The sequence below is a fragment of the Delftia sp. WY8 genome (assembly GCF_018437695.1).
Lineage (GTDB): Bacteria > Pseudomonadota > Gammaproteobacteria > Burkholderiales > Burkholderiaceae_C > Comamonas > Comamonas tsuruhatensis.
The window spans coordinates 6,181,253-6,202,569 of sequence record NZ_CP049795.1; the positions used below are offsets into that span (position 1 = coordinate 6,181,253).

General features: G+C 65.8%; 19 protein-coding genes. 7 read left to right on the plus strand and 12 right to left on the minus strand.

Going from position 1 to position 21,317, the window contains the following annotated elements; translation table 11 throughout:
• Positions 1 to 79: 79 nt before the first annotated feature.
• From G4D77_RS28285 to G4D77_RS28300, 4 genes are all read right to left on the minus strand, one after another.
• The gene (locus G4D77_RS28285; RefSeq protein WP_017404321.1) at positions 80 to 487 is read right to left on the minus strand and encodes a PRC-barrel domain-containing protein; all 408 of its coding nucleotides are present in this window, start codon (positions 485 to 487) and stop codon (positions 80 to 82) included.
• Positions 488 to 664: 177 nt separating this feature from the next.
• Entirely contained in the window at positions 665 to 2,449 is a 1,785-nt protein-coding gene (locus G4D77_RS28290; RefSeq protein WP_154834068.1) for a putative bifunctional diguanylate cyclase/phosphodiesterase, read from the minus strand.
• A gap of 60 nt (positions 2,450 to 2,509) precedes the next feature.
• Positions 2,510 to 2,971, minus strand: a complete 462-nt coding sequence (locus G4D77_RS28295) for a BLUF domain-containing protein (RefSeq protein WP_227740982.1) — start codon at positions 2,969 to 2,971, stop codon at positions 2,510 to 2,512.
• Positions 2,972 to 3,132: 161 nt separating this feature from the next.
• Positions 3,133 to 4,035: a LysR family transcriptional regulator gene (locus tag G4D77_RS28300; RefSeq protein ID WP_154834069.1), complete on the minus strand. Its 903-nt coding sequence runs from the start codon at positions 4,033 to 4,035 to the stop codon at positions 3,133 to 3,135.
• Positions 4,036 to 4,163: 128 nt separating this feature from the next.
• On the opposite strand from G4D77_RS28300, the gene G4D77_RS28305 reads away from it, so the two are divergent.
• A complete protein-coding gene (locus G4D77_RS28305; RefSeq protein ID WP_154834070.1) occupies positions 4,164 to 5,654 on the plus strand; it encodes an MFS transporter in 1,491 nt (496 codons plus the stop codon).
• Here G4D77_RS28305 and G4D77_RS28310 read toward each other — a convergent pair.
• Positions 5,635 to 7,017: an aminotransferase-like domain-containing protein gene (locus G4D77_RS28310; RefSeq protein ID WP_154834071.1), complete on the minus strand. Its 1,383-nt coding sequence runs from the start codon at positions 7,015 to 7,017 to the stop codon at positions 5,635 to 5,637. The two genes, G4D77_RS28305 and G4D77_RS28310, sit on opposite strands and share 20 nt — an antisense overlap.
• A gap of 174 nt (positions 7,018 to 7,191) precedes the next feature.
• On the opposite strand from G4D77_RS28310, the gene G4D77_RS28315 reads away from it, so the two are divergent.
• Positions 7,192 to 7,428: a hypothetical protein gene (locus G4D77_RS28315; RefSeq protein ID WP_016446390.1), complete on the plus strand. Its 237-nt coding sequence runs from the start codon at positions 7,192 to 7,194 to the stop codon at positions 7,426 to 7,428.
• Positions 7,429 to 7,447: 19 nt separating this feature from the next.
• Here the strand turns inward: G4D77_RS28315 and G4D77_RS28320 are convergent, their stop codons facing one another.
• The 4 genes from G4D77_RS28320 to G4D77_RS28335 form a co-directional block, all read right to left on the minus strand.
• Positions 7,448 to 8,248 (minus strand): amino acid ABC transporter permease, encoded by an 801-nt coding sequence (locus tag G4D77_RS28320; protein ID WP_016446389.1) that lies wholly within the window; start codon positions 8,246 to 8,248, stop codon positions 7,448 to 7,450.
• Entirely contained in the window at positions 8,245 to 8,907 is a 663-nt protein-coding gene (locus tag G4D77_RS28325) for an amino acid ABC transporter permease (RefSeq protein WP_154834072.1), read from the minus strand. Before G4D77_RS28325 ends, G4D77_RS28320 begins: the two co-directional genes overlap by 4 nt.
• A gap of 3 nt (positions 8,908 to 8,910) precedes the next feature.
• Positions 8,911 to 9,813 (minus strand): glutamate ABC transporter substrate-binding protein, encoded by a 903-nt coding sequence (locus tag G4D77_RS28330; RefSeq protein WP_016446387.1) that lies wholly within the window; start codon positions 9,811 to 9,813, stop codon positions 8,911 to 8,913.
• 98 nt (positions 9,814 to 9,911) lie between these two features.
• A complete protein-coding gene (locus G4D77_RS28335; RefSeq protein ID WP_026062110.1) occupies positions 9,912 to 11,222 on the minus strand; it encodes a flavin-dependent oxidoreductase in 1,311 nt (436 codons plus the stop codon).
• A 70-nt stretch (positions 11,223 to 11,292) separates the two neighbouring features.
• On the opposite strand from G4D77_RS28335, the gene G4D77_RS28340 reads away from it, so the two are divergent.
• From G4D77_RS28340 to G4D77_RS28350, 3 genes are all read left to right on the plus strand, one after another.
• Positions 11,293 to 11,898 carry a TetR/AcrR family transcriptional regulator gene (locus G4D77_RS28340; RefSeq protein ID WP_154834073.1) on the plus strand — a complete coding sequence of 202 codons (606 nt, stop codon included), beginning with the start codon at positions 11,293 to 11,295 and terminating at the stop codon, positions 11,896 to 11,898.
• A 73-nt stretch (positions 11,899 to 11,971) separates the two neighbouring features.
• Positions 11,972 to 12,973, plus strand: coding sequence for an NADP-dependent oxidoreductase (locus G4D77_RS28345; RefSeq protein WP_154834074.1), 1,002 nt, complete (start codon positions 11,972 to 11,974; stop codon positions 12,971 to 12,973).
• 30 nt (positions 12,974 to 13,003) lie between these two features.
• Positions 13,004 to 13,708 (plus strand): SDR family oxidoreductase, encoded by a 705-nt coding sequence (locus G4D77_RS28350; protein WP_047327508.1) that lies wholly within the window; start codon positions 13,004 to 13,006, stop codon positions 13,706 to 13,708.
• A 34-nt stretch (positions 13,709 to 13,742) separates the two neighbouring features.
• Here the strand turns inward: G4D77_RS28350 and G4D77_RS28355 are convergent, their stop codons facing one another.
• Positions 13,743 to 14,042, minus strand: a complete 300-nt coding sequence (locus G4D77_RS28355; protein WP_154834076.1) for a hypothetical protein — start codon at positions 14,040 to 14,042, stop codon at positions 13,743 to 13,745.
• Between the two features lie 504 nt (positions 14,043 to 14,546).
• On the opposite strand from G4D77_RS28355, the gene G4D77_RS28360 reads away from it, so the two are divergent.
• Entirely contained in the window at positions 14,547 to 18,047 is a 3,501-nt protein-coding gene (locus tag G4D77_RS28360; protein WP_227740983.1) for an IPTL-CTERM sorting domain-containing protein, read from the plus strand.
• Positions 18,048 to 18,177: 130 nt separating this feature from the next.
• Positions 18,178 to 18,657: a GNAT family N-acetyltransferase gene (locus G4D77_RS28365; RefSeq protein ID WP_154834077.1), complete on the plus strand. Its 480-nt coding sequence runs from the start codon at positions 18,178 to 18,180 to the stop codon at positions 18,655 to 18,657.
• Between the two features lie 36 nt (positions 18,658 to 18,693).
• Here the strand turns inward: G4D77_RS28365 and G4D77_RS28370 are convergent, their stop codons facing one another.
• Positions 18,694 to 19,134, minus strand: a complete 441-nt coding sequence (locus tag G4D77_RS28370) for a hypothetical protein (RefSeq protein WP_154834078.1) — start codon at positions 19,132 to 19,134, stop codon at positions 18,694 to 18,696.
• Positions 19,135 to 19,339: 205 nt separating this feature from the next.
• Positions 19,340 to 21,262: a HEAT repeat domain-containing protein gene (locus tag G4D77_RS28375; protein WP_250134243.1), complete on the minus strand. Its 1,923-nt coding sequence runs from the start codon at positions 21,260 to 21,262 to the stop codon at positions 19,340 to 19,342.
• Positions 21,263 to 21,317 lie beyond the last annotated feature (55 nt).

Genomic DNA, 21,317 nt, shown 5'->3' on the forward strand with positions numbered 1-21,317 from the left:
ATCATATGGTCCTGCACGGCCGCCCACGAAAAAGCCCTGCAACGCAGGGCTTGTCAAAGAAGCAGGGCGCGCGCCCGGCTTACTTCTTGGCGTACTCGAATTTGGGCAGCGCCTTCAGCGCGTCCTTGGTGGCGCCGGGCAGCGTGATCTTGTTGTTTTCCACGCGGAACTGGTTCACCGGAATGGCCACGTCATGCTTGCCCATGCCCAGGAAGCCGCCGGCGCCGACGATGGCGTAGGAGACCGCCTTGTCGGGTGCGACGATCACGTCGTCGATCTTGCCCACGGCCTTGCCTTCCTCGTTGTAGACGCTCTTGCCCAGCACGGACTTCTTCAGGCTCCAGCCCGTGGCCACGGCCTGGACTTCGGTGGCCGTCACGCCCAAGGTGGTGGTGCCCGCCACGGGCTGTGCCCAGCTGGTCGAGGCCGTGGCTGCGATCAGCGCGGTTGCGATCAAACCCATCTTCAGCGTCTTGAGACCTGTCATAGAGAACTCCTGGAAAACAAAATTTGAAGCCCTCATTAGGAGTGCAGCCCGGCAGCGGCGAGATCGGAAAACCAAGCAAAGCCATGTCAGCCGATCCAGCGCCACGGTGAGGAGACTGCCTACAGTCGTCCCGCCAATTGCCTGCGTCTGCGCCCGGTATGCCATGGCCAAGGCCCTTCATTTCCCCTGTGCGTATCGATTGCGCTCTTCGACGAATTTCCTGATTTCCGATGCCTCCATGGGCCTGCTGAAATAGTAGCCCTGTATCTCATCGAACCCCAGCGAAACCAGCAGATCGAAGACTTCGGCGCTGTCAACGCCTTCTGCCACAAGGCGGTAGCCAAGGTCCGAGGCCATGGTCATGATGGATTTGAGCACGGCCAGCGCCCGTTCATTGGTATCGACGTCGCAGACCATGGAGCGGTCTATCTTCAATATCTCGGCAGGCAGATTCTTGAGTGACGCAAGATTGGAGTAGGCGGCACCAAAATCATCCAGTGCGACCTGGATTCCGAGTTTTCTGATGTGCTGAAGCGCCTGGACCGTGCCATGGCCTGTCAGCACATCGCTTTCGGTGCACTCGATCACGATATTTTCCAGGGCAACGCCATATTGACTGCACATGGCGTTGAGGTAGTCCGGAAAATCGACCTCGTCCAGATTGCGCGGCGAGACATTGATGGAGACCTGGAGGTCGAGACTTTCCGCTTTCCAGGCCGCAACCTGCGCCAGCGCCGTTTTGATCACGAACCGCGTCAGGCCATGGATCAACGGCGTGGCTTCCACCAGGGGGATGAATTCGCTGGGCGGGATTTCCCCCATTTCCGGGTGCTTCCAGCGGATGAGCGCCTCCAGCCCCTTGCAGCTGAAACTGCGGTTGTCGAATTTGGGCTGGTACACCAGCCGCAGCTGCCCCTTGTCCAGCGCATGCCCAAAGTCCCGCAATAGCCGATAGGATCTTCGCTGGCGGCTGTCCTCGTTCTCCTCATAGCGGTGAAGTGACCGATGGTTGTGGCCAGCCTGCTGCACGGACACCATGGCCTTGCGAATGACATCATCGACCTCGGCCTGGGCCAGGCGGAACCGCACCACGCCTGCCCGGGGCTGAAGTTCGAACCGGAGATCGGCACTGGTGATGGGCTTTTGCAGGTGTTTCAGCAATTGCCTGACCAGGGCCTCTTCATCTTCTTGCCTGCCCGCGCTGATGATCCAGGCAAACCTGGCCAAGCCCACGTGGTACACGGTTGCGTGCGGCCCCGTCATGTCCGTGACGGCCTTCGCAATGTCACGCAGGAGCTGCTCGACATAATTCAAGCCCAGCGCATTGCTCATTTCCAGCAGGCTGCAATGGTTGATCGCTTCCATCAATACCAGGCTGCGTGCCTCCTGCGGGGCCACAATGCAAAGGCTGTTCAGGTCGCACTGGAGCTGCGAGCGATTTTGCAAGCCCGTGACCTCGTCTACTTTTCCAATGCTGTGATGGTATTGGATCTGAGCCTGCACTATCGCAGCCATGGCGGCCAGTTGCCGGCCTTGCTCTTCAGAGAAGGTTCTGGGTCGGGTATCGATGATGCACAGGCTGCCGATGGCATGGCCGGATTTCATGATCAGGGGAACGCCGGCATAGAACCTGATGTTCGGTTGGCCGGTTACCAGCGCATTGCCTGAGAACCTGCGGTCAAGGTGCGTGTCAGGAATCACCATGATTCCTTCGTTTCTGATGGTGTGGTCGCAGAAGGCGTCCGTGCGCAGGCTGCCGTCCATGTCCACACCTACGGGCGCCTTGAACCATTGCCTGTGCTCGTCCAGAACCGTGATGATGGCAATCGGCACCATGAACATCTGGCTGGTCAGCTGGGTGATGCGCTGAAATTCCCGTCTGGCGGTCATGTCCAGGATTTCAGCGGTCTGAAGTCCGAGCAGTTGCTCTTTCTCGGATTCGGTAGTCCAACGGGTGAGCATCGATTTCCTGCCTCAGTGAACCCACATCATGAAAATCCCGCTCCGCTTTGGCCTAAGGAATTACTGAACATCCAGCAGCGGCAACAGCTCCTGCAATTTGGCCAGCGCACCAGGGCCTTCCAGCTTGGAAATCGTGCCCAGATGTTCTGCATCTTCCACAATCACATAGGCCATGGACCACTTGGCGAAACGCCTTTGATCAATGCGCGTTTGCGGGAACATCGGCGTGAAGTTGATATGTCTTTCGTCGCGCGAGATCGACTCCACCAGCAAACCCAATTGCCGTGCCGGCCCTTCGACATACTGAAAGAAACGTTCCCCGTCGAAAACCAGCATGCCCGTGATCCCGGCCGACCCGTTGAACGAGCGTGCGGTCTTGATGATGCCCGCGATGCAGGTGGTGTCGGCCCCTGGTGCCAACTGACTGTGATAGAGGAAGCACTCCAGAGAACTCTCCTGCATAACCTCGCGCCTTTCTGTGTTGTAGGCCGGCGATGGTATGGCCTGCGCGGGACGGTCCACGTAGGTGTGCAACCCGTTGTTGCATATGTAACCATCCCGGCCTCCAGCGCCTGCTGCATCTGGCGCTGGTCAGCCTTGGTCTGCTGATGGGCTGGCCCATCTGCATGGGTATCTGCATGGGTGCATGGGAGCGGCGATGACAGCCCGCTGGCTGCGGGCGCTCATGGCGAATCAGCCTTTGCGCAAATCTCCCGTACGCACCCGCGCAGCCAGCGGTGCGCAGCATCGGCATGCAGCCTGGGATGCCAGAGCAATGAAACCGTGATCTGCGGCATGGAGACCGGAAGGGGGAAGCTGTGCATTTGCGCGCGCAGGTTGCCGGTGTGCCGTTCGGGAACGCTGGCGATCAGGTCGCTGGCGCGGGCCAGGGCCAGCGCGGTGGAAAAGCCGCCGACGGTCGCAACGATCTGCCGCTGCAGGCCGAGCGCATTCAAGGCTTCATCAATGGGCCCCTTTTCCTGCCCCCGCCGGGACACCAGGATATGCCTGCCGCTCGCATAGCGCGCGGGTGTGATCTCGCCCTGGCTCAGCGGATGGCCCTGGCGCACGACGCCGATGAAACGGTCTCGGAACAGCGCCTGCGCGCGCACCTCCGGACCTATCGTGCTTGCGACAACGCCGGTTTCCAGGTCGACCGTCCCGTCGCGAAGCGGGCCGCTGTCCTTGTTGGTCTTTTGCACGAAGCAAAGCCGTACGCCGGGCGCTTGCTGGCCCACGCGGGCAATGAGGTCCGGTCCGAAATTCTCCACGAAGCCTTCGCTGGTGCGCAGCGTGAACGTGCGCACCAGTTGTCCGAGGTCGGGCTGCCCGGCAGGGCGCAGAACAGCTTCCGTGTCCTGCACCAGCTGGCTGACCCGATCGCGCAGCTCAAGCGCTCGCGGTGTGGGAACGAGACCCCGCCCGGCCCTGACCAGCAGCGGATCGCCGGTGGTCTCACGCAGCCGCGCCAGCGCCCGGCTCATTGCCGACGGGCTCAGCCGCAACCGCTGGGCCGCGCGCGCAACGTTTCCCTCCGCAAGGAGCACATCCAGGGTGACAAGCAGGTTGAGATCGGGCTTCGGCATGGATTGACCGTAGCACAGCGGGTAGCGACATGGCGTCAAACGCATGAATAAAGTGAGAGCAGTGCGCCTTCCGCCATGCCAGGCACGGCACTAGGCTCCTGAGAACTTGAATATGGGAGTCGCCAAAGATGAAGTCCACGTCGAAACCGATCGGTGCCGGAACAGGTGGGGCAGGGGCCGGCAGTGCGCAACAGGGGCCGCCGGTCCGGTGGGTGCTGGCCAGCCTTTCGCTGTCCATGCTGCTGTCCTCGCTGGGCACCAGCATCGCCAACGTGGGATTGCCCACCTTCGCGCAGGCGTTCAACGCGTCCTTCCAGCAGGTCCAGTGGATCGTCCTGGCCTATCTGCTGGCCATCACCGCCCTGACCGTCAGCGCCGGCCGGCTTGGCGATGTCCTGGGCCGCCGACGGCTGCTGCTGGCCGGCATCGTCCTGTTCACGCTGGCCTCGGTCCTTTGCGGCCTGGCTCCCAATCTCTGGCTGCTGATTGCCGCCCGGGCGGTGCAGGGCCTGGGCGCGGCCATCATGATGGCCCTCTCCATGGCGCTGGTCGCCGAGACGGTTCCGAAGGCGAGGACCGGTAGCGCGATGGGCCTGCTCGGAACGATGTCCGCGATGGGCACCACCCTCGGTCCAGCACTCGGCGGATATCTGATCGCCGGACCCGGCTGGCGGGCCATCTTCCTCATCAACCTGCCGCTGGGCGTCCTGACATTCCTTCTCGCGCATCGATACCTGCCCGTGCATCGCCAAGGGGCGCAGGCGGATCGGGCGCGCTTCGACCACCTGGGCACCTTGCTGCTCGCTCTGACGCTTGTGGCCTATGCACTCGCCATGACGCTGGGGCGCGCAAGCTTCGGTTCGCTCAACGGGGCTTTGCTGTCGGCCGCGGCCTTCGGCGTCGTGCTCTTCGCGAGGGCCCAGGCGGCAGCCGCATCGCCATTGATCCGATTGGAGCGGTTCCGCGATCCGGGCTTCAGCGCGAGCCTGGCCATGAATGCGCTCGTCTCGACGGTGATGATGGCGACGCTGGTGGTCGGGCCGTTCTATCTGTCTCGCGGGCTCGGGCTTGACGAAACCACGGTAGGGCTCGTGATGTCGGTGGGCCCGTTCATCGCCATCCTGAGCGGTGTCCCGGCCGGCCGTGTCGTCGATCGCCTGGGCGCTGCCCCCATGGTCATCGCCGGACTCATCGCCATGGCGGCGGGCGCATTCGCCCTGTCCATGCTTGCGGCGATGTTCGGTGTTGCGGGCTACGTTGCCGCCATCGCCGTCCTGACCCCTGGCTACCAGCTGTTCCAGGCCGCCAACAACACGGCCGTCATGGCCGATGTCGCTGCGGACCAGCGTGGCGTGATGTCGGGCATGCTCGGACTGTCGCGCAACCTCGGGCTCGTCACCGGGGCATCCGTGATGGGGATGGTGTTCGCGTTCGCGTCAGGGACGGCCGACATCGCCGCGGCGCATCCCGGGGCCATTGCCCACGCGATGCGGATCACGTTCGCAGTCGCGGCAGTGCTGGTCGTGGCTGCGCTCGCGATTGCGATTGCGGCTGCGATTGCGGCTGCGGCCGCAAGCCGCGCTCCCGCGACCGGCGCGGCTACACCACGGCAGCGCTGAACGACTCCGGCAGCCGTGCAAGCAGATGGGACAGCCGTTGAAGACCGGCGTGCAGGCGTCCTCGGTCCTTGATGCTGCCCAGGGAGATGCGGATGGCATTCACGGATTCGCTGCCGGTGGCGAATGCCTGCGCGGGCGTGACGGCGATGCCCTCGCTGTCGGCGGCACGTGCCAGCTGAGCGCAAGTCCAGTACCCCGGCAGCTCCAGCCATACATGCAGGCCGTCCCCGGCGCCGCTGTACCGCCCCGCCAGGATGTCCCTGGCCATCCGGTGGCGCAGGCGCGCCTCCTTGCGCACGCCGTCCATCAATTGCCCGGCCGAACCATCGAGGATCCACTGCGTGGCCAGCGCGGCCGTCACGGGGGGGGCCATCAGCGCAAAGGATCTGAGCGCCACCAGGAAGCGCTGGCGTTCATGCGGGTCGCGCATGAGCACGAAGGCCACGCGCAGGCCGGGCGTCAGGCATTTGGACAGGGTCGAGATGTAGTACACCTGCTGCGGGGCGAATGCGGCAATGGGCGGCGGCGGGGCGTCGGCCAGCAGCCAGTAGGGGTCGTCCTCGACGATGCGCACCTGGCAGCGCCTGGCCACGCTGGCCAGCTGCTTGCGCCGGCCTTCCGACATGGTGATGGCGGTCGGGTTCTGCAGTGTCGGATTGAGGTAGACCAGCGCCGGCCTGTGCTCGCGGCAGGCCTGCTCCAGCATCTCCGGCACCATCCCCTGCCTGTCCGCCTGCACCGCCAGGATGCGCCGGCCGAACTGGGCCGCTGCGGCACGCAGGCCGGGATAGCTGGCGGGCTCCGCCAGGATCACGTCGCCCGGCGCGGTCAGCGCAAGAATCAGGGCGGCGATCGCCGCCTGCGCCCCGGGGCAGACAACGATCTGCCGGTCATCCAGACTTCCAAACATCGGCTCCAGCCATTGGGCTGCGGCCTTGCGGTCGGAGTCGCTGCCCCCGCCCAGGTGGTAGGTCATCAGCAGCTGGGCATCGGCCCTCATCAATACCTGCGACAAGCCCTGTTTGAGCATGTCGTCGAAGTCCACGCCCTCGGGCGGTGGCGGGGTGTTCATGCTCAGGTCGAGCACCGAGCTCCATTCGACCTTCGGCGCCGCGACATAGGTGCCTCGCGCGCCGCGTCCCTCCAGCAGGTGGCGCCGCCGGGCCTCGTCGTAGGCGCGGGTGATGGTCGTCAGGTCCACATCCAGCTGCGCTGCCAGCAGGCGCTGCGGAGGCAGTCGGTCACCCGGTTTCAGCGATCCGTCCGCCACCGCGGCCTGCAAGGCATCCGCAATCTGCAGAAAACGGGGGCCGCGCTGCACGGCCAGGCGCGGCAGCCAGCTTGGCAAAGAGTCATCTTGCATGGTTTTCAGCAGCGATGTTTGGGTCCATGTATGGAAATTGCTTTTGGGTAGTATGCGCCACAAGGTGTGGCAGCACCGTGCTTGCATGGCCGTTGCTGACGCTCTGCCTCTCATGTCCGGGAGGGGGGCTCCCCACCGTGGACAGTGCCAAGTCATTGGCTGGAAGTTCTCAAAATGATCGATTGGATCCCCGTAGTCTTCGTCACGTTCAAGGCGCTCGTGTTCGGCACGGCCATGTTCTTCGCCATCAAGTGGCATTACGACCAAGGCAAGAAGAAGGGGGCGGACAGGCGCGAGCTGCTCATTGCGGGCGGCAAGATCGCTGCCGTCTTCACGCTGCTGCTGCTGTGCGTGCTGGCCTTCACCTTCGGCCTTGCCAGGATGCTCGGCATGGATCTGAGCCTTCCCTGAGGGCAGGCACTGGCGGGCCTCAGTGCACGGGCCGGTTCAGCCGCCTGCTCGCCCTGGATATCGCGTAGTTCACAAGGCAGTAGAGCACCGCCACCACCAGGTACACGGGCACCAGCGCGTGGTAGTTGGCAATGAGCACCTTGGCGTTCTGCATGAGCTCGCCATAGGTGACGATGTAGCCGAAGGTGGTGTCCTTGACCACGATGACCAGTTGCGCGACCAGCGCCGGCACGATGAAGCGCACCGCCTGGGGGAAGACGACGAGCCGGAAGACCTGGACCTCGGTCAGTCCCAGGCTTCGCGCGGCATCGGTCTGGCCGCGTGGCACGGCAAGCACGCCCGCGCGGTAGACCTCGGCCACCACGGCGGCGGTGCTCAGGCCTATGGGCAGGGTCAGCATCCAGTAGGTGCTCAGCTTGATGCCGGCGGCGGGCAGCACCAGAAAGCACACATAGATCAGCAGCAGCGTGGGCGTGCCGCGCAGGAATTCGATGACGGCGACGCTGGGCCAGCGCACGATGCGGGGCCGCGCCAGGCGCCCCGCCAGCAGCACCAGCCCCAGGGCCAGCGCAATCACGGCGGCCATGGCCGACGATGCCAGCGTGCCGAGCAGGCCCTTGGCCAGAAAGGCCCAGGTGGTGGGCCAGGCGAAGAATTCCCAGAACCGGGCCTCGAGCTGGCCTGCCGAATGAAAGCGCAGCGCGATGCCCGCGGCCAGCGCCAGCAGCAGGGCCGCCGCGATCAGGCTGGCCACCTGCGTGACCCGCCGGGCCTGCGGGCTGGGTGCGCCAAACAGAATGTCTTCCAGAGAACGGCTCATCGCAGTATCCGCAGCTTCTTTTCCAGGATGGAGCCCGCCCAGGCGATCAGCAATCCGGTGGCCACGTACATCGCGGCGGCCACGGCGAAGGCGGCCATGCCGGCAGCGGAGTCGTTGGCGATCTTGGACACGAGCGAGGTGAGTTCCCGGCCCGCCAGCGGCACCTGGGATGCCAGCGAGGTGGACAGCATCAGCGCAATGAGCAGCGACGTCATCGGCTGCACCACCGAGCGCAGCGCCTGCGGCAAGACCACCGAGGTGATGATTTGCATGGGCCGCATGCCCAGGCTGAGCGCCGCCTCGATCTGGCTGCCGGCGATGGTGTTGATGCCCGCGCGCAGATAGTCCGCCGTGAACGCGGAACACACCAGCGCCAGGGCCAGGACCACGCTGGGCTCATAGTCGATCACGACGTTGAGATCGGGCAGCGCGAACACGATGAAGATCAGCAGCGCCACGCTGGGGATGTTGCGGAAGATCTCGACGTAGCCCGTCAGCACGAAGCGCAGCGGCGGCAGCGGAAGCAACCTGAGCACCGTGACGACCACGCCCAGCAGGAAGCCGGGCAGGAACGAGAACGCGGTGAGCTTCCAGGTCAGCAAGAGGGCCTGCCAGAAGGCAGGCCCGTGGTCGGCGAGGAGCCGGGAGACGTCACCCATCGCTCAGGGCAGGGCGGGCGGCGTGGGAACGGCCGTGCTGCCGGTGCGCTGGCCGATGGAGATGGTCCACAGCTTGGCCCAGGTGCCGTCGGCTTCGATTTTCTTCAGGAAGGCATTGATGAAGGCCACGCCGTCCGAGCCCTTGGGCAGGCCGATGCCATAGGAATCCTGCGTGCCGAAGGGCGCGCCCGCCAGCCGCGCGTCGCCGGTGCCCAGGCTCAGGGTGTTGAGCAGCAGGGTGTAGTCGGTCACATAGGCGTCCACGCGGCCCTGGCGCAGGGAGTCCAGCGCTTCCTGGTGCGTCTGGAACTCCTGCACGACCGCCTTGGGCGCGTGCTGCGCCAGGATGGCAGGCCCCGTGGAGCCGGCCTGCGTGGCGACCTTCTTGCCGCCCAGATCGCTGTACGACTGCACGGTCTTGTTGCTTGCCTTGACCAGCACCCCGGCCTGCGAGGTGTAGTAGGGGCCGGCAAACGAGATCTTCTCGGCACGGGCGGGGGTGATGGAGTAGGTGGCAATCACCATGTCCGCCTGGTTGTTGATCAGCACCTGCTCGCGCGTGGACGAGGTGACCTGCGCGAACTGGTACTTGGAGGCATCGCCCAGGATGTAGCGCGTGAGCAGCTGGGCCAGGCCTGCGTCGAAGCCGCGTATCTTGCCGTCCTTCTCGTTGAGCAGGGAAAACAGATTGGAGGTCTGGGTGCTGCCCAGGCGCAGCGTGCCGGCCTGCTTGATCTTGCTGGCCCAGGTGCTCGATGCGATGGTCGCGGCGTCGGCGACGGGGCCTTGCGCAATCAGGGCGTCGAACGCCGCTGTGTTCAGGGGCGCGCCCTGCGCAAAGAGCGAACCGCTGCCCACGATCGCCAGTGCCACCACGGTGGATTTCAGAATGGATTGGATCGGCATGGGGTCTTCCTGCTGGGTCTGTGATGTAAATCTGGGGATGGCTGCCAGGGGCAAGGGCCGATTATGGCGACTCGCGGCCCTTGCCGCCGCACAAGGGCTCAGGCCCCGGCCACGCGCTGCCCCGGCGCAATGGTGGGGGGCGCGGCGTTGAGCGTCTCGATCGCAAAGCCGGCAGCGGCCTTGTACCGGGCCATGAAGCCCTCGCGCTCCTCGCGTGGCAGCACCTCGTCGATATGGTCGAAGACGCCGCCGCAGCGCTCGTCCACCAGCCCCAGCAGGCCGAAGGGGCCGGCCCCCCGGTTGCGCAGCACCAGCGCCGAGAGGTCCTTGCACAGCTTGTCGTCATAGGCGCGCAGCGCCTGCGGGCCCACGCCGTGGGCAAGGAACTGCGCACCCAGCACGCGCGCGTCCACGATGGCCTGGCTGGCGCCGTTGGAGCCCACCGGGTACATCACATGCGCCGCATCGCCCAGCAAGGCCACGCGGCCGTCCACCCAGGTGGGCACGGGGTCGCGGTCGATCATGGGGTACTCGAAGACATCCGTGGCGCCGCGCAGCATGGCCGGCACGTCCAGCCAGCCGTAGTCCCAGCCGTCGAAGTGGTGGATGAATTCCTCCAGCGCCACGCGCCGGTTCCAGTCGCCCTGCCGCCAGCCGCCCTGGTTGTCCACCGTGATCTCGGCGATCCAGTTGATGGTGGCCAGGCCCGTGACGGGGTCCGGCGGCGTGATGGGGTACAGCACCACGCGATGGCGCAGCGAGCCCACGCCCACGAAGGACGCGCCGGTGCGCACCGGCACCCCGGGCGTGGTGCCGCGCCACATGATGGCGCCGCCCCACTGTATGGGCGGCTGCGTGGGGTGCATCTGCGCGCGCACGGCCGAGTGCAGGCCATCGGCCGCCACCAGCAGCGAGCCCTGCACCTCCAGCCGCTGGCCATCGCGGGTGTCGATGAGGGCGGTCACGCCCTCGGCATCCTGCCGGTAGCCCACCACGCGCCGGCCCAACTGCACGGCGTCGTCGCCCAGGCGCTGCCTGACGGCGTTGAACAGCATCATCTGCAGCTGCCCGCGGTGCACCGCGTACTGCGGCCAGCGGTAGCCGGCCTGCAGCCCGCGTGGCTCGGCATACACCTCGTTGCCGTTGCGGCCCACCAGCGCCCATTCCCGCGCCTGCAGGCCGATGGTGTCCAGCACATCGTTGCCGAAGCCCAGGTCATGCAGTTCCCGCACCGCGTTCGGCTGCAGGTTGATGCCCACGCCCAGCGGCTGCAGCTGCGCCACCGACTCGAACACGATGCAGGGCACGCCGATCTGGTGCAGCGTGAGGGCAGTGGCCATGCCACCGATGCCGCCGCCGGCAATGAGCACGGGGCGGGATGGATTGTGGTGTGAAGCAGCAGCAGACATGCCGGGATTGTCCATGCAATGGCTGCGGGCGGATGTCCCATCTGCGGCGCGTGCATGGCGCAAACAATGTATGATGACCATCATGCGAAACACAAATTCCAGCGCCCGGGCTTCCGCCAAGGAGGCCACGCATGAGCGCATCGTCTCCGTGGCGGCGCGTGCCATCCGCCGCAGCGGCTATGGCGGCACCGGGGTGGCTGACATCATGAAGGAGGCGGGCCTGACGCATGGCGCCTTCTACGCCCACTTCGCCTCGCGCGATGCCATGCTGGCCGAAGCGGCGGGCAAGGCCTGCGCGGAGTCCTGCGCCGCCGTCGCCGACGTGGTGGCCAAGGCACCGCCCGGCATGGTGCTGCAGGCCATGCTGGCCGCCTATCTTTCCAAGGAACATGTCCAGCGCGCCGAGGTGGGCTGCCCCCTGGCGGCCCTGGGTTCCGAGACCTCGCGCCAGGCGCCGGAGGTGCGCCGCGTGGCCACGGGCCACATCAAGGAAATGGTCGATCTCATCGCCCGCCAATCACCGGACTGGGGACAGCCCGGTGCCCACGAGCGCGCGCTCGTCACCTTGTCCACCATGGTCGGCAGCCTGCTGCTGGCTCGGGCGGTGGACGATCCGGCCCTGTCCGACAACCTGCGCGAGGCAGCACTCAAGCACCTGGCGCCGGCCAGCCAGTGATGGCGCATGCCCTGTGCATGTGCCTGGATTTTTTTCGTCTTTACATATGATGATCATCATATAAAGGAGAGCCATGAAGGCATTCATTCTGGAAAGCTATGGAGCGAACCGCGCCTTACAGCTGGCAGACGTACCCGAGCCGCAGCTGCGTGACGACGAAGTCCTGGTCCAGGTCCATGCCGCAGGCGTGAACCAGCTGGACTCCAAGATCAGGGACGGGCAATTCAAGCTCATCCTGCCCTATCGCCTTCCCCTGATCCTGGGCCACGACGTGGCCGGCGTGGTGGTCAAGGCCGGCCCGAGCGTGCGGCAGTTCAAGCCCGGCGACGAGGTCTATGCACGCACGGACGATTTCCGGATCGGCACGTTCGCGGAGTTCGTGCCGGTCAGGGAATCATCGCTGGCGCCCAAGCCCAAGGGGCTCACGATGGAAGAGGCCGCCTCCATTCCCCTGGTGGGCCTGACGGCCTGGCAGGTCCTGGTCGAGACGGCCCGGCTGGCCAGGGGGCAGAAGGTCTTCATCCAGGCCGGCTCCGGCGGCGTGGGCACGTTCGCCATCCAGCTGGCCCGGCACCTGGGCGCCACTGTGGCCACCACGACGAGCGCGGCCAACTTCGATCTGGTCAGGGGCCTGGGCGCGGATGTCGTCATCGACTACCGCACGCAGGACTTCGAGGACGTCCTGCACGACTACGACGTGGTGCTCAACAGCCAGGACGGCAAGGCGCTTGGCAAATCCCTGCGCGTGCTCAAGGGCGGCGCCAAACTGGTCTCCATCTCCGGCCCGCCCGATCCCGCATTTGGCAGGGCAATCGCGGCGCCCGCATTCGTGCGCCTGGTGATGCGGCTGCTCAGCTCCGGCATCAGGCGCCGGGCGCGAAGCCGTGGCATCGACTACTCCTTTGTCTTCATGAAGGCCGACGGTGGCCAGCTGCGCGAGATCACCCGCCTCATCGAGGCGGGCGCCATCCGCCCGGTCGTGGACAAGGTCTTCGCATTCGAGTCCACCAACGAGGCCCTTGCCTATGCCGAAGCCGGCCACGCAAAGGGCAAGGTCGTCATCAAGATCCGTTGAATCTGTTTCCCCCCACCCCTGGAGTGCTCCATGAAAATTGAAAACGCTGTTGTTCTCGTCACCGGCGCCAATCGCGGCATCGGCCTGGCCTTCGCACGCGAGCTGCTTGCCCGTGGCGCCCGCAAGGTCTACGCCGGCGCGCGCGACCCCGCCACCGTCACCCAGCCCGGCGTGCATGCCCTGCAGCTGGACGTGAACCGCCCGCAGGACGTGGCCGCCGCCGCAGCGCAGGCGTCGGACGTCACGCTGGTGATCAACAACGCCGGCATCGCGCAGCCCGGCGGCTTTCTGGCGCCCGACAGCGAAGAGGTCGCCAGGCGCATCTTCGAGACCAACTTCTTCGCCGTGCTGCGCATGAGCCAGGCCTTTGCGCCGGTTCTCAAGGCCAACGGCGGCGGGGCCTTGCTCAATGTGCTGTCGGTGGCCTCCTGGGTCAATGGCGGCGAACTGGCCGCCTACTCGGCCAGCAAGTCGGCCGCCTGGTCGCTCACCAACGCCCTGCGCAGCGAGCTTGCAGGGCAGAAGACACAGGTGCTGGGCCTGCACATGGCCTATGTCGATACCGACCTCACGCGCGGGCTTGACGCACCGAAGTCCAGCCCCGAGGACATCGTCAGCCGCGCGCTGGACGGACTGGAGGCCGGGCTCGATGAAGTGCTGGCCGACGAGCTCACCCAGCAGGTCAAGCGCGGCATGACGGCGGCCCGGCCAAGCTATCTGCCGCAGGGCACCTGAGCCTGGATGACCGCCGCAGCCCATGGCCGGACCATCAACACAGGCCGGGCCATGAAGTGCGCGCCATGGCATATCCGCAGCCCATGGCCTGGGCCTCGGTGCCGGCGTAGTCGGCCAGCGTCTCGGCGCTGTCGCGGATGCTTTGCAGGGCGCGGGCCACCACGTCCAGGTGGCGATGGCCCTTGGGGGTCTCCAGCCATGCCAGGGCCAACTGGGCGATGGCGGAGATTTCTGCACAGCCTTGCTGCACGAGATGGTCCACCTGGGTGAGGGCGTTGGACAGCTGCCGGGTGCTGTGGCTGTCCGTGGTGGGGGAGGGCTGGGCGGGGTTCATGCCATGTCCCTCCGCAGTTGGCCGGGCACAAAGGCCTGGCATGAGGGAGGGGCTGCGCCAAAAGACGGCGCGCAGGCGAGAGAAACGGCGTTCATTGTTCCGTGCTCCATTGCGGATCGAATCCACAGGCCATCGCATCTGCGTTGACTGATGGATTCGGTGTACCAAGCCTCGCTTTCGGAGAGGCTGTGCCGCTATACGACGGATGTTTTGAAGCATCAGCCCCGGGACAGGGGGCCGGGGCGGATGATAGCGCGGGAGGGGAGGGGAACGCCCCTTTTTTTGGGGGGGTGAGGCTTGCGAAACGTCCAGTCAAGCGCGGTACGAACGCACAGTCAAGCCGCCAGGGCTGCGCGCCCGCAAGATGGCCGGCAGTGCGCATCCACCCGTGCCACACGCTTGCATCAACATGGCTTTCAGCGCTTGATACACAAGTGCTGAAAGCATTTTTCATGGCCGATCGCGGCTGGGTGGAACACCGCTCCACCCACCCACCCCATCGCCATGAAAACCCTTGCCCTTCGAATTGCCATGCTGCTGCTGACGGCGGCGGCTTCAGTGTCTGCTGGTGCAGTCACGGTATTCGACAACCTGGCAGCCGCCAATGACCCGTGGCTCATCCAGCACAACTCCAGCTACCACACCAAACTGTGGGTGGCCAACCGCATCCCGATTGGCAGCCAGTCGCTGCGCATCACGCAGGTGAAGATGAATCTCACCCAGATCGACCAGTTCGAGCTGCAAGTGTGCGCAACCGACGCCAGCGCCGCCACGCCGTTCGTGGACATGACGGCCTGTGCCCCCTTCACCGCCGACGCGGCCACGCCGGGCATGCGCGTGTTCACGGGCGACCGCATCGTGGCGGCGGGCGACTTTGCCTGGGTGGTGGTGCGCAGCATCGGCCAGACCATGATCCGCCGCCAGATCACCACGGCCACCAACGACGGGCTGACCTGGTATTCAGGCGCGAGCCACAACCCGGCCTGGCTGGCCGAGCCGCAGACCTCCATCGGCATGACGGTCGAGGCCGGCTCCGTGCAGCTCGATGGCGTGTGCGGCAGTGCCAGCAGCACCACGCCTCGCCGTTATCCGCCAGACGCCTTGCTGTGCAGCGTGGGCACGACCAGCGGCGTGATGGGTGAAACCTACTCCTTCTCCTGGGTGTGCCAGAGCAGCTACGGCGGCAACCCTTCGCCGCAATGCTCCGTGCCTCGCGCCTACCTCGTTACCTCCCAGGCCACGGGCGGCGGCAGCATCGAGGCGGGGCGCGATGTAGCGGCGGGGCAGCAGGCCAGCTTCACGCTCACCACGCCACCGGGCTATACGGTGCAGGTCAGCGGCTGCGGCGGATCGCTTGCGGGCAACACCTACACCACTGCGACCATTACCGGCAATTGCACCATCAGCGCCACCTTCGCCCCGCCGCCTACCAATGGCGCGTGTGGCAGCACTGCGCCTTCGCTCACCTTGCCAACCCTCTTGTGCAGCGCCGGTTCGGCCACCAACCAGTCTGCCGCGTCCGACGCCTTCCGCTGGAATTGCGCGGGCATCAGCGGCGGCACCACGGCCGCTTGCCTAGCACCGCGCCAGCACATGGTGACAGTCAACACGGATGCGGGCATTGCCAGCGCACAGTGCACCCCGAACCCCGTGACCCATGGCTCCAGCGCCAGCTGCACGGCCACGGTGCACGACCCTGTCGCCCGCCCCTTCAGCGGCTGGGGCGGCGCCTGCAGCGGCACGGGGGCTTGCCAGCCCGTGGTGCTCGGGGCTACCACCGTCTCTGCCAACACGACGCTCATCACCTACGCCATCACTACCACTGCCACCACGGGCGGGAGCATGTCTTGCACGCCCAACCCCGTGCCCCACGGCCAGGCCGCTGGCTGCACTGCCACGCCGCAAACGGGCTTTCAGTTCACCGGCTGGACGGGCGATTGCGCGGGCACGGGTGCATGCCAGTTCACCAACGTGACCAGCGCGCACAGCGTGGGAGCCACCTTCGCGCCGATTACCTACGCCATCGCCACCCCTGCCGTCACCGGCGGCAGCGTGAACTGCACGACCAACCCCGTGCCCCATGGGCAAGACACCATCTGCGTCGCCTCGCCCGCGATGGGCTACCACTTCACCCATTGGTCGGGCGATTGCACGGGCACTGCCAGCGCGTGCATTCTCTACAACGTGACCAGTCCGCGCAGCGTGGGGGCCACATTTGTACTCAACACCTATTCCATCGGCATCGTCCCCGCCCCAGCCAACGGCACAGTCACCTGCACGCCCAACCCCGTCACCCACGGCCAGGATGCAAGCTGCACCGCCACGCCCGATGCGGGCTACCACTTCACCAGTTGGTCGGGCGATTGCACGGGCACGGGTGCATGCCAGTTCACCAGCGTGACCGCGTCGCGCACCGTCTCGGCCACCTTCACGCCCAACACCCACTCCATCGCCACCCCCGCCGCCGTCAACGGCACGGTCACCTGCACGCCCAACCCCGTCACCCACGGCCAGGACGCAAGCTGCACCGCCACGCCCAATGCGGGCTATCACTTCACCAGTTGGTCGGGCGATTGCACGGGCACGGGGGCATGCCAGCTCACCAACGTGACCAGCCCGCGCAGCGTGAGTGCCACCTTCGCGCTCAACACCTATTCCATCGGCATCGTCCCCGCCCCGGCCAACGGCAAGGTCACCTGCACGCCCAACCCCGTCACCCACGGCCAGGGCGCAAGCTGCACCGCCACGCCTGATGTGGGTTACCACTTCACCAGTTGGTCGGGCGATTGCGCAGGGGCGGGGGCATGCCAGCTCACCAACGTGACCAGCCCGCGCAGCGTGAGTGCCACATTTGTGCTCAACACCTATTCCATCGGCATCGTCCCCGCCCCGGCCAACGGCACGGTCACCTGCACGCCCAACCCCGTCACCCACGGCCAGGGCGCGAGCTGCACCGCCACGCCCGATGCGGGCTATCACTTCACCAGTTGGTCAGGCGATTGCACGGGCACGGGAGCATGCCAGCTCACCAACGTGACCAGTCCGAGCAGCGTGAGTGCCACCTTCGCGCTGAACACCTATCCCATCAGCATCGCCCCCGCCACCACCAACGGCACGGTCACCTGCACGCCCAACCCCGTGACCCACGGCCAGGCCGCAAGCTGCACTGCCACGCCTGGTACGGGCTATCACTTCACCAGTTGGTCGGGCGATTGCGCGGGCACGGGGGCATGCCAGCTCACCAACGTGACCAGTCCGCGCAGCGTTTCGGCCACGTTCACCCACGACCCGGTCGATGCCACCTGCGGCTCAGCGGCCAACGGCGCTGTGGCCTTCAAGCCCAGCGCGAATCTGTGCGCCACGGGCACGCCAGGGACCGTGCTATCCGCTGGCGGCCAATACAAATGGCAGTGCAGCGGTGAATATGGCGGCGCAGCGCAGCAGTGCAGCGCACCGTGGCAGGGTGCGGGCGGCAACGGCAATCTGGGGGCGGTGGAGGTGGATGGCGCGAACGGCTGGGAGATCAGCAGCGCCGCCTTTGCCTCCACCTTGCCCGCGCTCTTGCCGTCCCATGTGCGTGCGGTGCACGCGCCGCTGGGCCTGGTGCTGGGGCGTGTCGCTGGCAATGCAGATGCACGGGTGACCGTGCACTTCACCACGCCAGTGCCGCAGGGGGCCGTTTATTACAAATACGGCCCCAGCCCCGACGGGCTGGGCTGCACCGGCGCTGCCTGCGCGCAGCCGCACTGGTATGCGCTGCCCGGCGCGCAGTTTGCACCCGACGGCCTGAGCGTGACCTTCACCCTGGCCGATGGCGGCGTGGGTGACAGCGATTCCGTGCCCAACCAGATCACCGACCCCGGCCTGCCCGTGCTGCTGGCCCCGCAGGCCATCCCCGCGCTCGGCCCCTGGGCGCTGGCACTGCTTTCGCTGCTGGCAGCGGGGCTGGTGGCGGTGCGTTGCCGAGCGCCGAGCAGTGGTTGCGCACCGCCGATCAGAAAGTGAAGCCTTGGCTTGCAGCGGCAGCAACCCCGCACTGTGGACTGCTGCCCCCTTGGTTGACGCTCAGATACACGGTCGGCAACCACCGTTTTGGTAGGCTTTGAATTTGATGGGTAGACAACCAGATACAGGCATGAATTTGAAATTTAAGCGGCTCACTGAAGTTGATCCGGCTCACATTGTTTCGCTGAACAACAATCCAGATGTGCTGCGACAAATGCCGCTTGGAAGTGCGAATTTCGACCTGGCGAAAGCAAATGAATGGGCTCGGCAAAAGGATGCCCAGTGGCAGCAATACGGCTATGGGCCATGGGCGTTTGAAATTGACCAGCAATTTGCCGGCTGGGGCGGTTTGCAGTACGAGGAAGGTGATGCCGACCTCGCTTTGGTGCTTCACCCCAAATTCTGGGGAAGTGGCAAAGCCATCTATCAAGAGATAGTGAAACGTGCATTCACTGGCTTGGGGCTGAGCTCCATCACGATTTTGCTGCCACCTTCAAGAACCAGAATAAAAGGGATTCTCAAGCTGGGATTTCGGCCAGATGGCGCACTGGATATCGAGGGGGCTCGCTTTTTGCGCTATCGCCTGCATGCACCCGGCAAACCCGCTTGACCAGATCTTTGGGCAGCGCGTCTTGATCCCGCGCGCTCATACCTTGGCGAGGAAGGCCGCTGCATCACCCGCTTCACACTTCCAGTCTGCGAAGACCCCAACCAGATTGCACTCCACGCAGCGGCAAGCGATGTAGTACCAGCGCACGTCGTGTGTGCCTTCGTACACGGAGACGCCTGACATCAGTTCGAACGTCTCGTTCTCGCACACGCACTCGTGTGCCTCGGGGGTGGCCTCTTCAACATGTTCCGCGCTGTCGCCCATCAGGTGTTCCTGCCCGCAGTCGGTGCAGGTGCGGATGGCCACGCCGGCTTCTTCATCCGTCTGCAGCGCAAAAGTCCGGCATCCGCAATCGCATTTGGACGAGGCAAACCGGACGGCCTCATGAAGATTCGCAATGCTGTAGCTGCGCAGCTCGGCTTGGGTGTCGCCGGACGTTGTCCCGTACCAGAACTCGCCCTTCTTCGTCAGTGCCATTGATACTGTTCCCTTCTTCAAGTTGGGCTTCCCGGCAGACCTGACGCCAAGCTTTCCCGATCGTCTGGATTTTGCCTGAAGGCACGGTGAATCTTCGTCAAGGGGCCGGGCAGCTCTCAGCCTCAAGCAGCCGCACCGAATGCCGGCTCTACAGCGATGGCAGATCCTGACCGGGCGCACCGCAATCCGTGCGGGGATGTGCGTGTCAGCGTTCCCTGCGCAGCTGTCTGGCACTGGCCAACAGGAATGCGCGCGTGCCCGGCGCGCCCAGCCCATCGAGTGCGCCACCATCTTGCGCGCCCATGGCCAGCCAGGCTTGCATTGCGGCCTGTGCCACCTCCAGATGAAACTCTTTCAGCAGCAGGCGGACAAGCGGTGCCCCCGCCGCAGGGTCTGCGATCTGCCCCAGCGCCATGGCTGCTGCCTGGCGGCGGCGCGCGTTGGGGCTGCTCAGTTGATCGATCAGTGCAGGCACAACCGTCCGGTCGCCCAGTCTGCCCAGACGGCCCAAGGCTTCCAATATCTCTTCGGTGGCGAGGTCGGCCTGCAGCGCCCGTATCAGGTCGGGAATCGCCTCGCGCGTGGCTGCCTTCGCCAGCGTTTCGGTGATCAGCCGGGCATCAGCCGGCGATTCGGCTTGCAGCAATGCCGCAGCCAGCGCCGCGCTGGCCTCGGCGCTGGGCGTGGCTGACAGCGACAGCATGGCGGCGTCCCGCAACGGGTTGCGGCGGACCATCAGAGGCGCCAGCAAACCGGCCCCCTGGGGGTCGCGGAATTCGGCAAGCGCCATCACGTAGCGGTATCGCAAGCTGTCGCCGGCTGCCTGGGCTGCAGCGATCAGCGCAGGCAATACCTCAGCCCCTTGCGCTGCCAGCGCTTTGCAGACGTGGTGGACGTATTCGTTGCGGATGCCGGGTATCAGCCCCAGGAGCAGGGCCTGCACCTGGGGGCCGCGAAGATTCTGGCAGGCGTACGCCACGGCGCTGGCATTCCAGTGGTGGGGGTCGTCCGCCAATGCCTTCGCGAAGCCTTCGAAACCCTCTGCTGAGCCCATCAAGGCCAGCGCTTCGGCCACGCCCACGGCGTCGCCGCCGCACAGCTGGGGCAGCATGGCGCGCAGATGCTGGGCCGCTTCCTGGGGCGCGGTGCGCGCCAGCTGCAGCGCGGCGGCTCGGCGTACCTGCAGCGACGCCGTGCGCAACCCTGCGCGGGGCCACTGCGACTCGCCGGGCCCTTGCAGCTGGGCCAACACCTCGGCCAGCTCGTCGGCATCGCGCGGTGTCCTTGCCTGTTCCAGCGCGGCCATCAGTTCAGGCACGGCTTCCTGCGCCTTCAGCGGGCCCAGCGCCGGTGCTGCAACGGTCACTCCGGCACGCAGCAGTGGCGCGATCGCACGCGTGTCGCCCAACTCGCCAAGCACCTTGACCAGTGCCGTCCTCAGCTCCCGCGGCATCCCGCGGCGCGGGTGTTCAAGCGTCTCGATCAGCGGGACCACGGCTGCCGTATCGCCCAGGCGCCCCAGTGCGCTGATGCAGGTCCCGCGGACTCTGGCGTCCGCATCGTGGAGTCCTTCCATCAGCAGGTCCAGGCAGGCGTGTGTGGATTTCTGGACCACCGCGCTGCACAGCGTGTTGATCACCTCGCCAAAGTCTTTCTTTTTGTCGGTCTCCTCACGCCGCAGCGTGCGGATGGCCTCCAGCAGGTCGGCGATCCAGTGTTCGTCGGCGTGGCTGTGAATGGATGTCGCCGCATACTCGCGCACCGCTGCGCTGCGGTGGCCCAAGGCCTTGAACAAAGGCGCCCGGGCCTGTGGCGAGGAGATACGGCCCAGGTACATGCAGCCCGAGCAGGCTTCGTCAACGCTCTTGGACTTGGCCATGCGCAGGTACAGGGGCAGTGCCTCATTGGAGGGACGGATCAACAAGGCCTGCCTGGCCGCGTCAGCCACCTTTGCGTCTTCGTCCAGCGTCGCGCTCACCAGGAGCGCGGGAGCGCGGTCCGCCAGCTCCAGCAGTGCATTTCGGGCCAGGGGCAGCTGATTTGCCGGCGCGGACCTCATGAATGTCGTGATGGCCTCGAAAGCCACTGCGGGGGCAGCGCAGGACAGCGCTTGCAGCGCCAAGAACACATCGACGTTTTTTGTGGAGCTCTGCAGCTGGTCTGCGAGTGCCTGGCTTGGGTTG

Excerpts from the sequence above, each read along its gene's own strand:
- G4D77_RS28290 (WP_154834068.1), bottom strand. The coding sequence starts at position 2,449 with ATGCTCACCCGTTGGACTACCGAATCCGAGAAAGAGCAACTGCTCGGA.
- G4D77_RS28340 (WP_154834073.1), top strand. The coding sequence starts at position 11,293 with ATGATGACCATCATGCGAAACACAAATTCCAGCGCCCGGGCTTCCGCC.
- G4D77_RS28320 (WP_016446389.1), bottom strand. The coding sequence starts at position 8,248 with ATGAGCCGTTCTCTGGAAGACATTCTGTTTGGCGCACCCAGCCCGCAG.
- G4D77_RS28285 (WP_017404321.1), bottom strand. The coding sequence starts at position 487 with ATGACAGGTCTCAAGACGCTGAAGATGGGTTTGATCGCAACCGCGCTG.
- G4D77_RS28315 (WP_016446390.1), top strand. The coding sequence starts at position 7,192 with ATGATCGATTGGATCCCCGTAGTCTTCGTCACGTTCAAGGCGCTCGTG.
- G4D77_RS28310 (WP_154834071.1), bottom strand. The coding sequence starts at position 7,017 with ATGCAAGATGACTCTTTGCCAAGCTGGCTGCCGCGCCTGGCCGTGCAG.
- G4D77_RS28335 (WP_026062110.1), bottom strand. The coding sequence starts at position 11,222 with ATGTCTGCTGCTGCTTCACACCACAATCCATCCCGCCCCGTGCTCATT.
- G4D77_RS28345 (WP_154834074.1), top strand. The coding sequence starts at position 11,972 with ATGAAGGCATTCATTCTGGAAAGCTATGGAGCGAACCGCGCCTTACAG.
- G4D77_RS28305 (WP_154834070.1), top strand. The coding sequence starts at position 4,164 with ATGAAGTCCACGTCGAAACCGATCGGTGCCGGAACAGGTGGGGCAGGG.
- G4D77_RS28360 (WP_227740983.1), top strand. The coding sequence starts at position 14,547 with ATGAAAACCCTTGCCCTTCGAATTGCCATGCTGCTGCTGACGGCGGCG.
- G4D77_RS28365 (WP_154834077.1), top strand. The coding sequence starts at position 18,178 with ATGAATTTGAAATTTAAGCGGCTCACTGAAGTTGATCCGGCTCACATT.
- G4D77_RS28350 (WP_047327508.1), top strand. The coding sequence starts at position 13,004 with ATGAAAATTGAAAACGCTGTTGTTCTCGTCACCGGCGCCAATCGCGGC.
- G4D77_RS28325 (WP_154834072.1), bottom strand. The coding sequence starts at position 8,907 with ATGGGTGACGTCTCCCGGCTCCTCGCCGACCACGGGCCTGCCTTCTGG.
- G4D77_RS28300 (WP_154834069.1), bottom strand. The coding sequence starts at position 4,035 with ATGCCGAAGCCCGATCTCAACCTGCTTGTCACCCTGGATGTGCTCCTT.
- G4D77_RS28330 (WP_016446387.1), bottom strand. The coding sequence starts at position 9,813 with ATGCCGATCCAATCCATTCTGAAATCCACCGTGGTGGCACTGGCGATC.
- G4D77_RS28370 (WP_154834078.1), bottom strand. The coding sequence starts at position 19,134 with ATGGCACTGACGAAGAAGGGCGAGTTCTGGTACGGGACAACGTCCGGC.
- G4D77_RS28355 (WP_154834076.1), bottom strand. The coding sequence starts at position 14,042 with ATGAACCCCGCCCAGCCCTCCCCCACCACGGACAGCCACAGCACCCGG.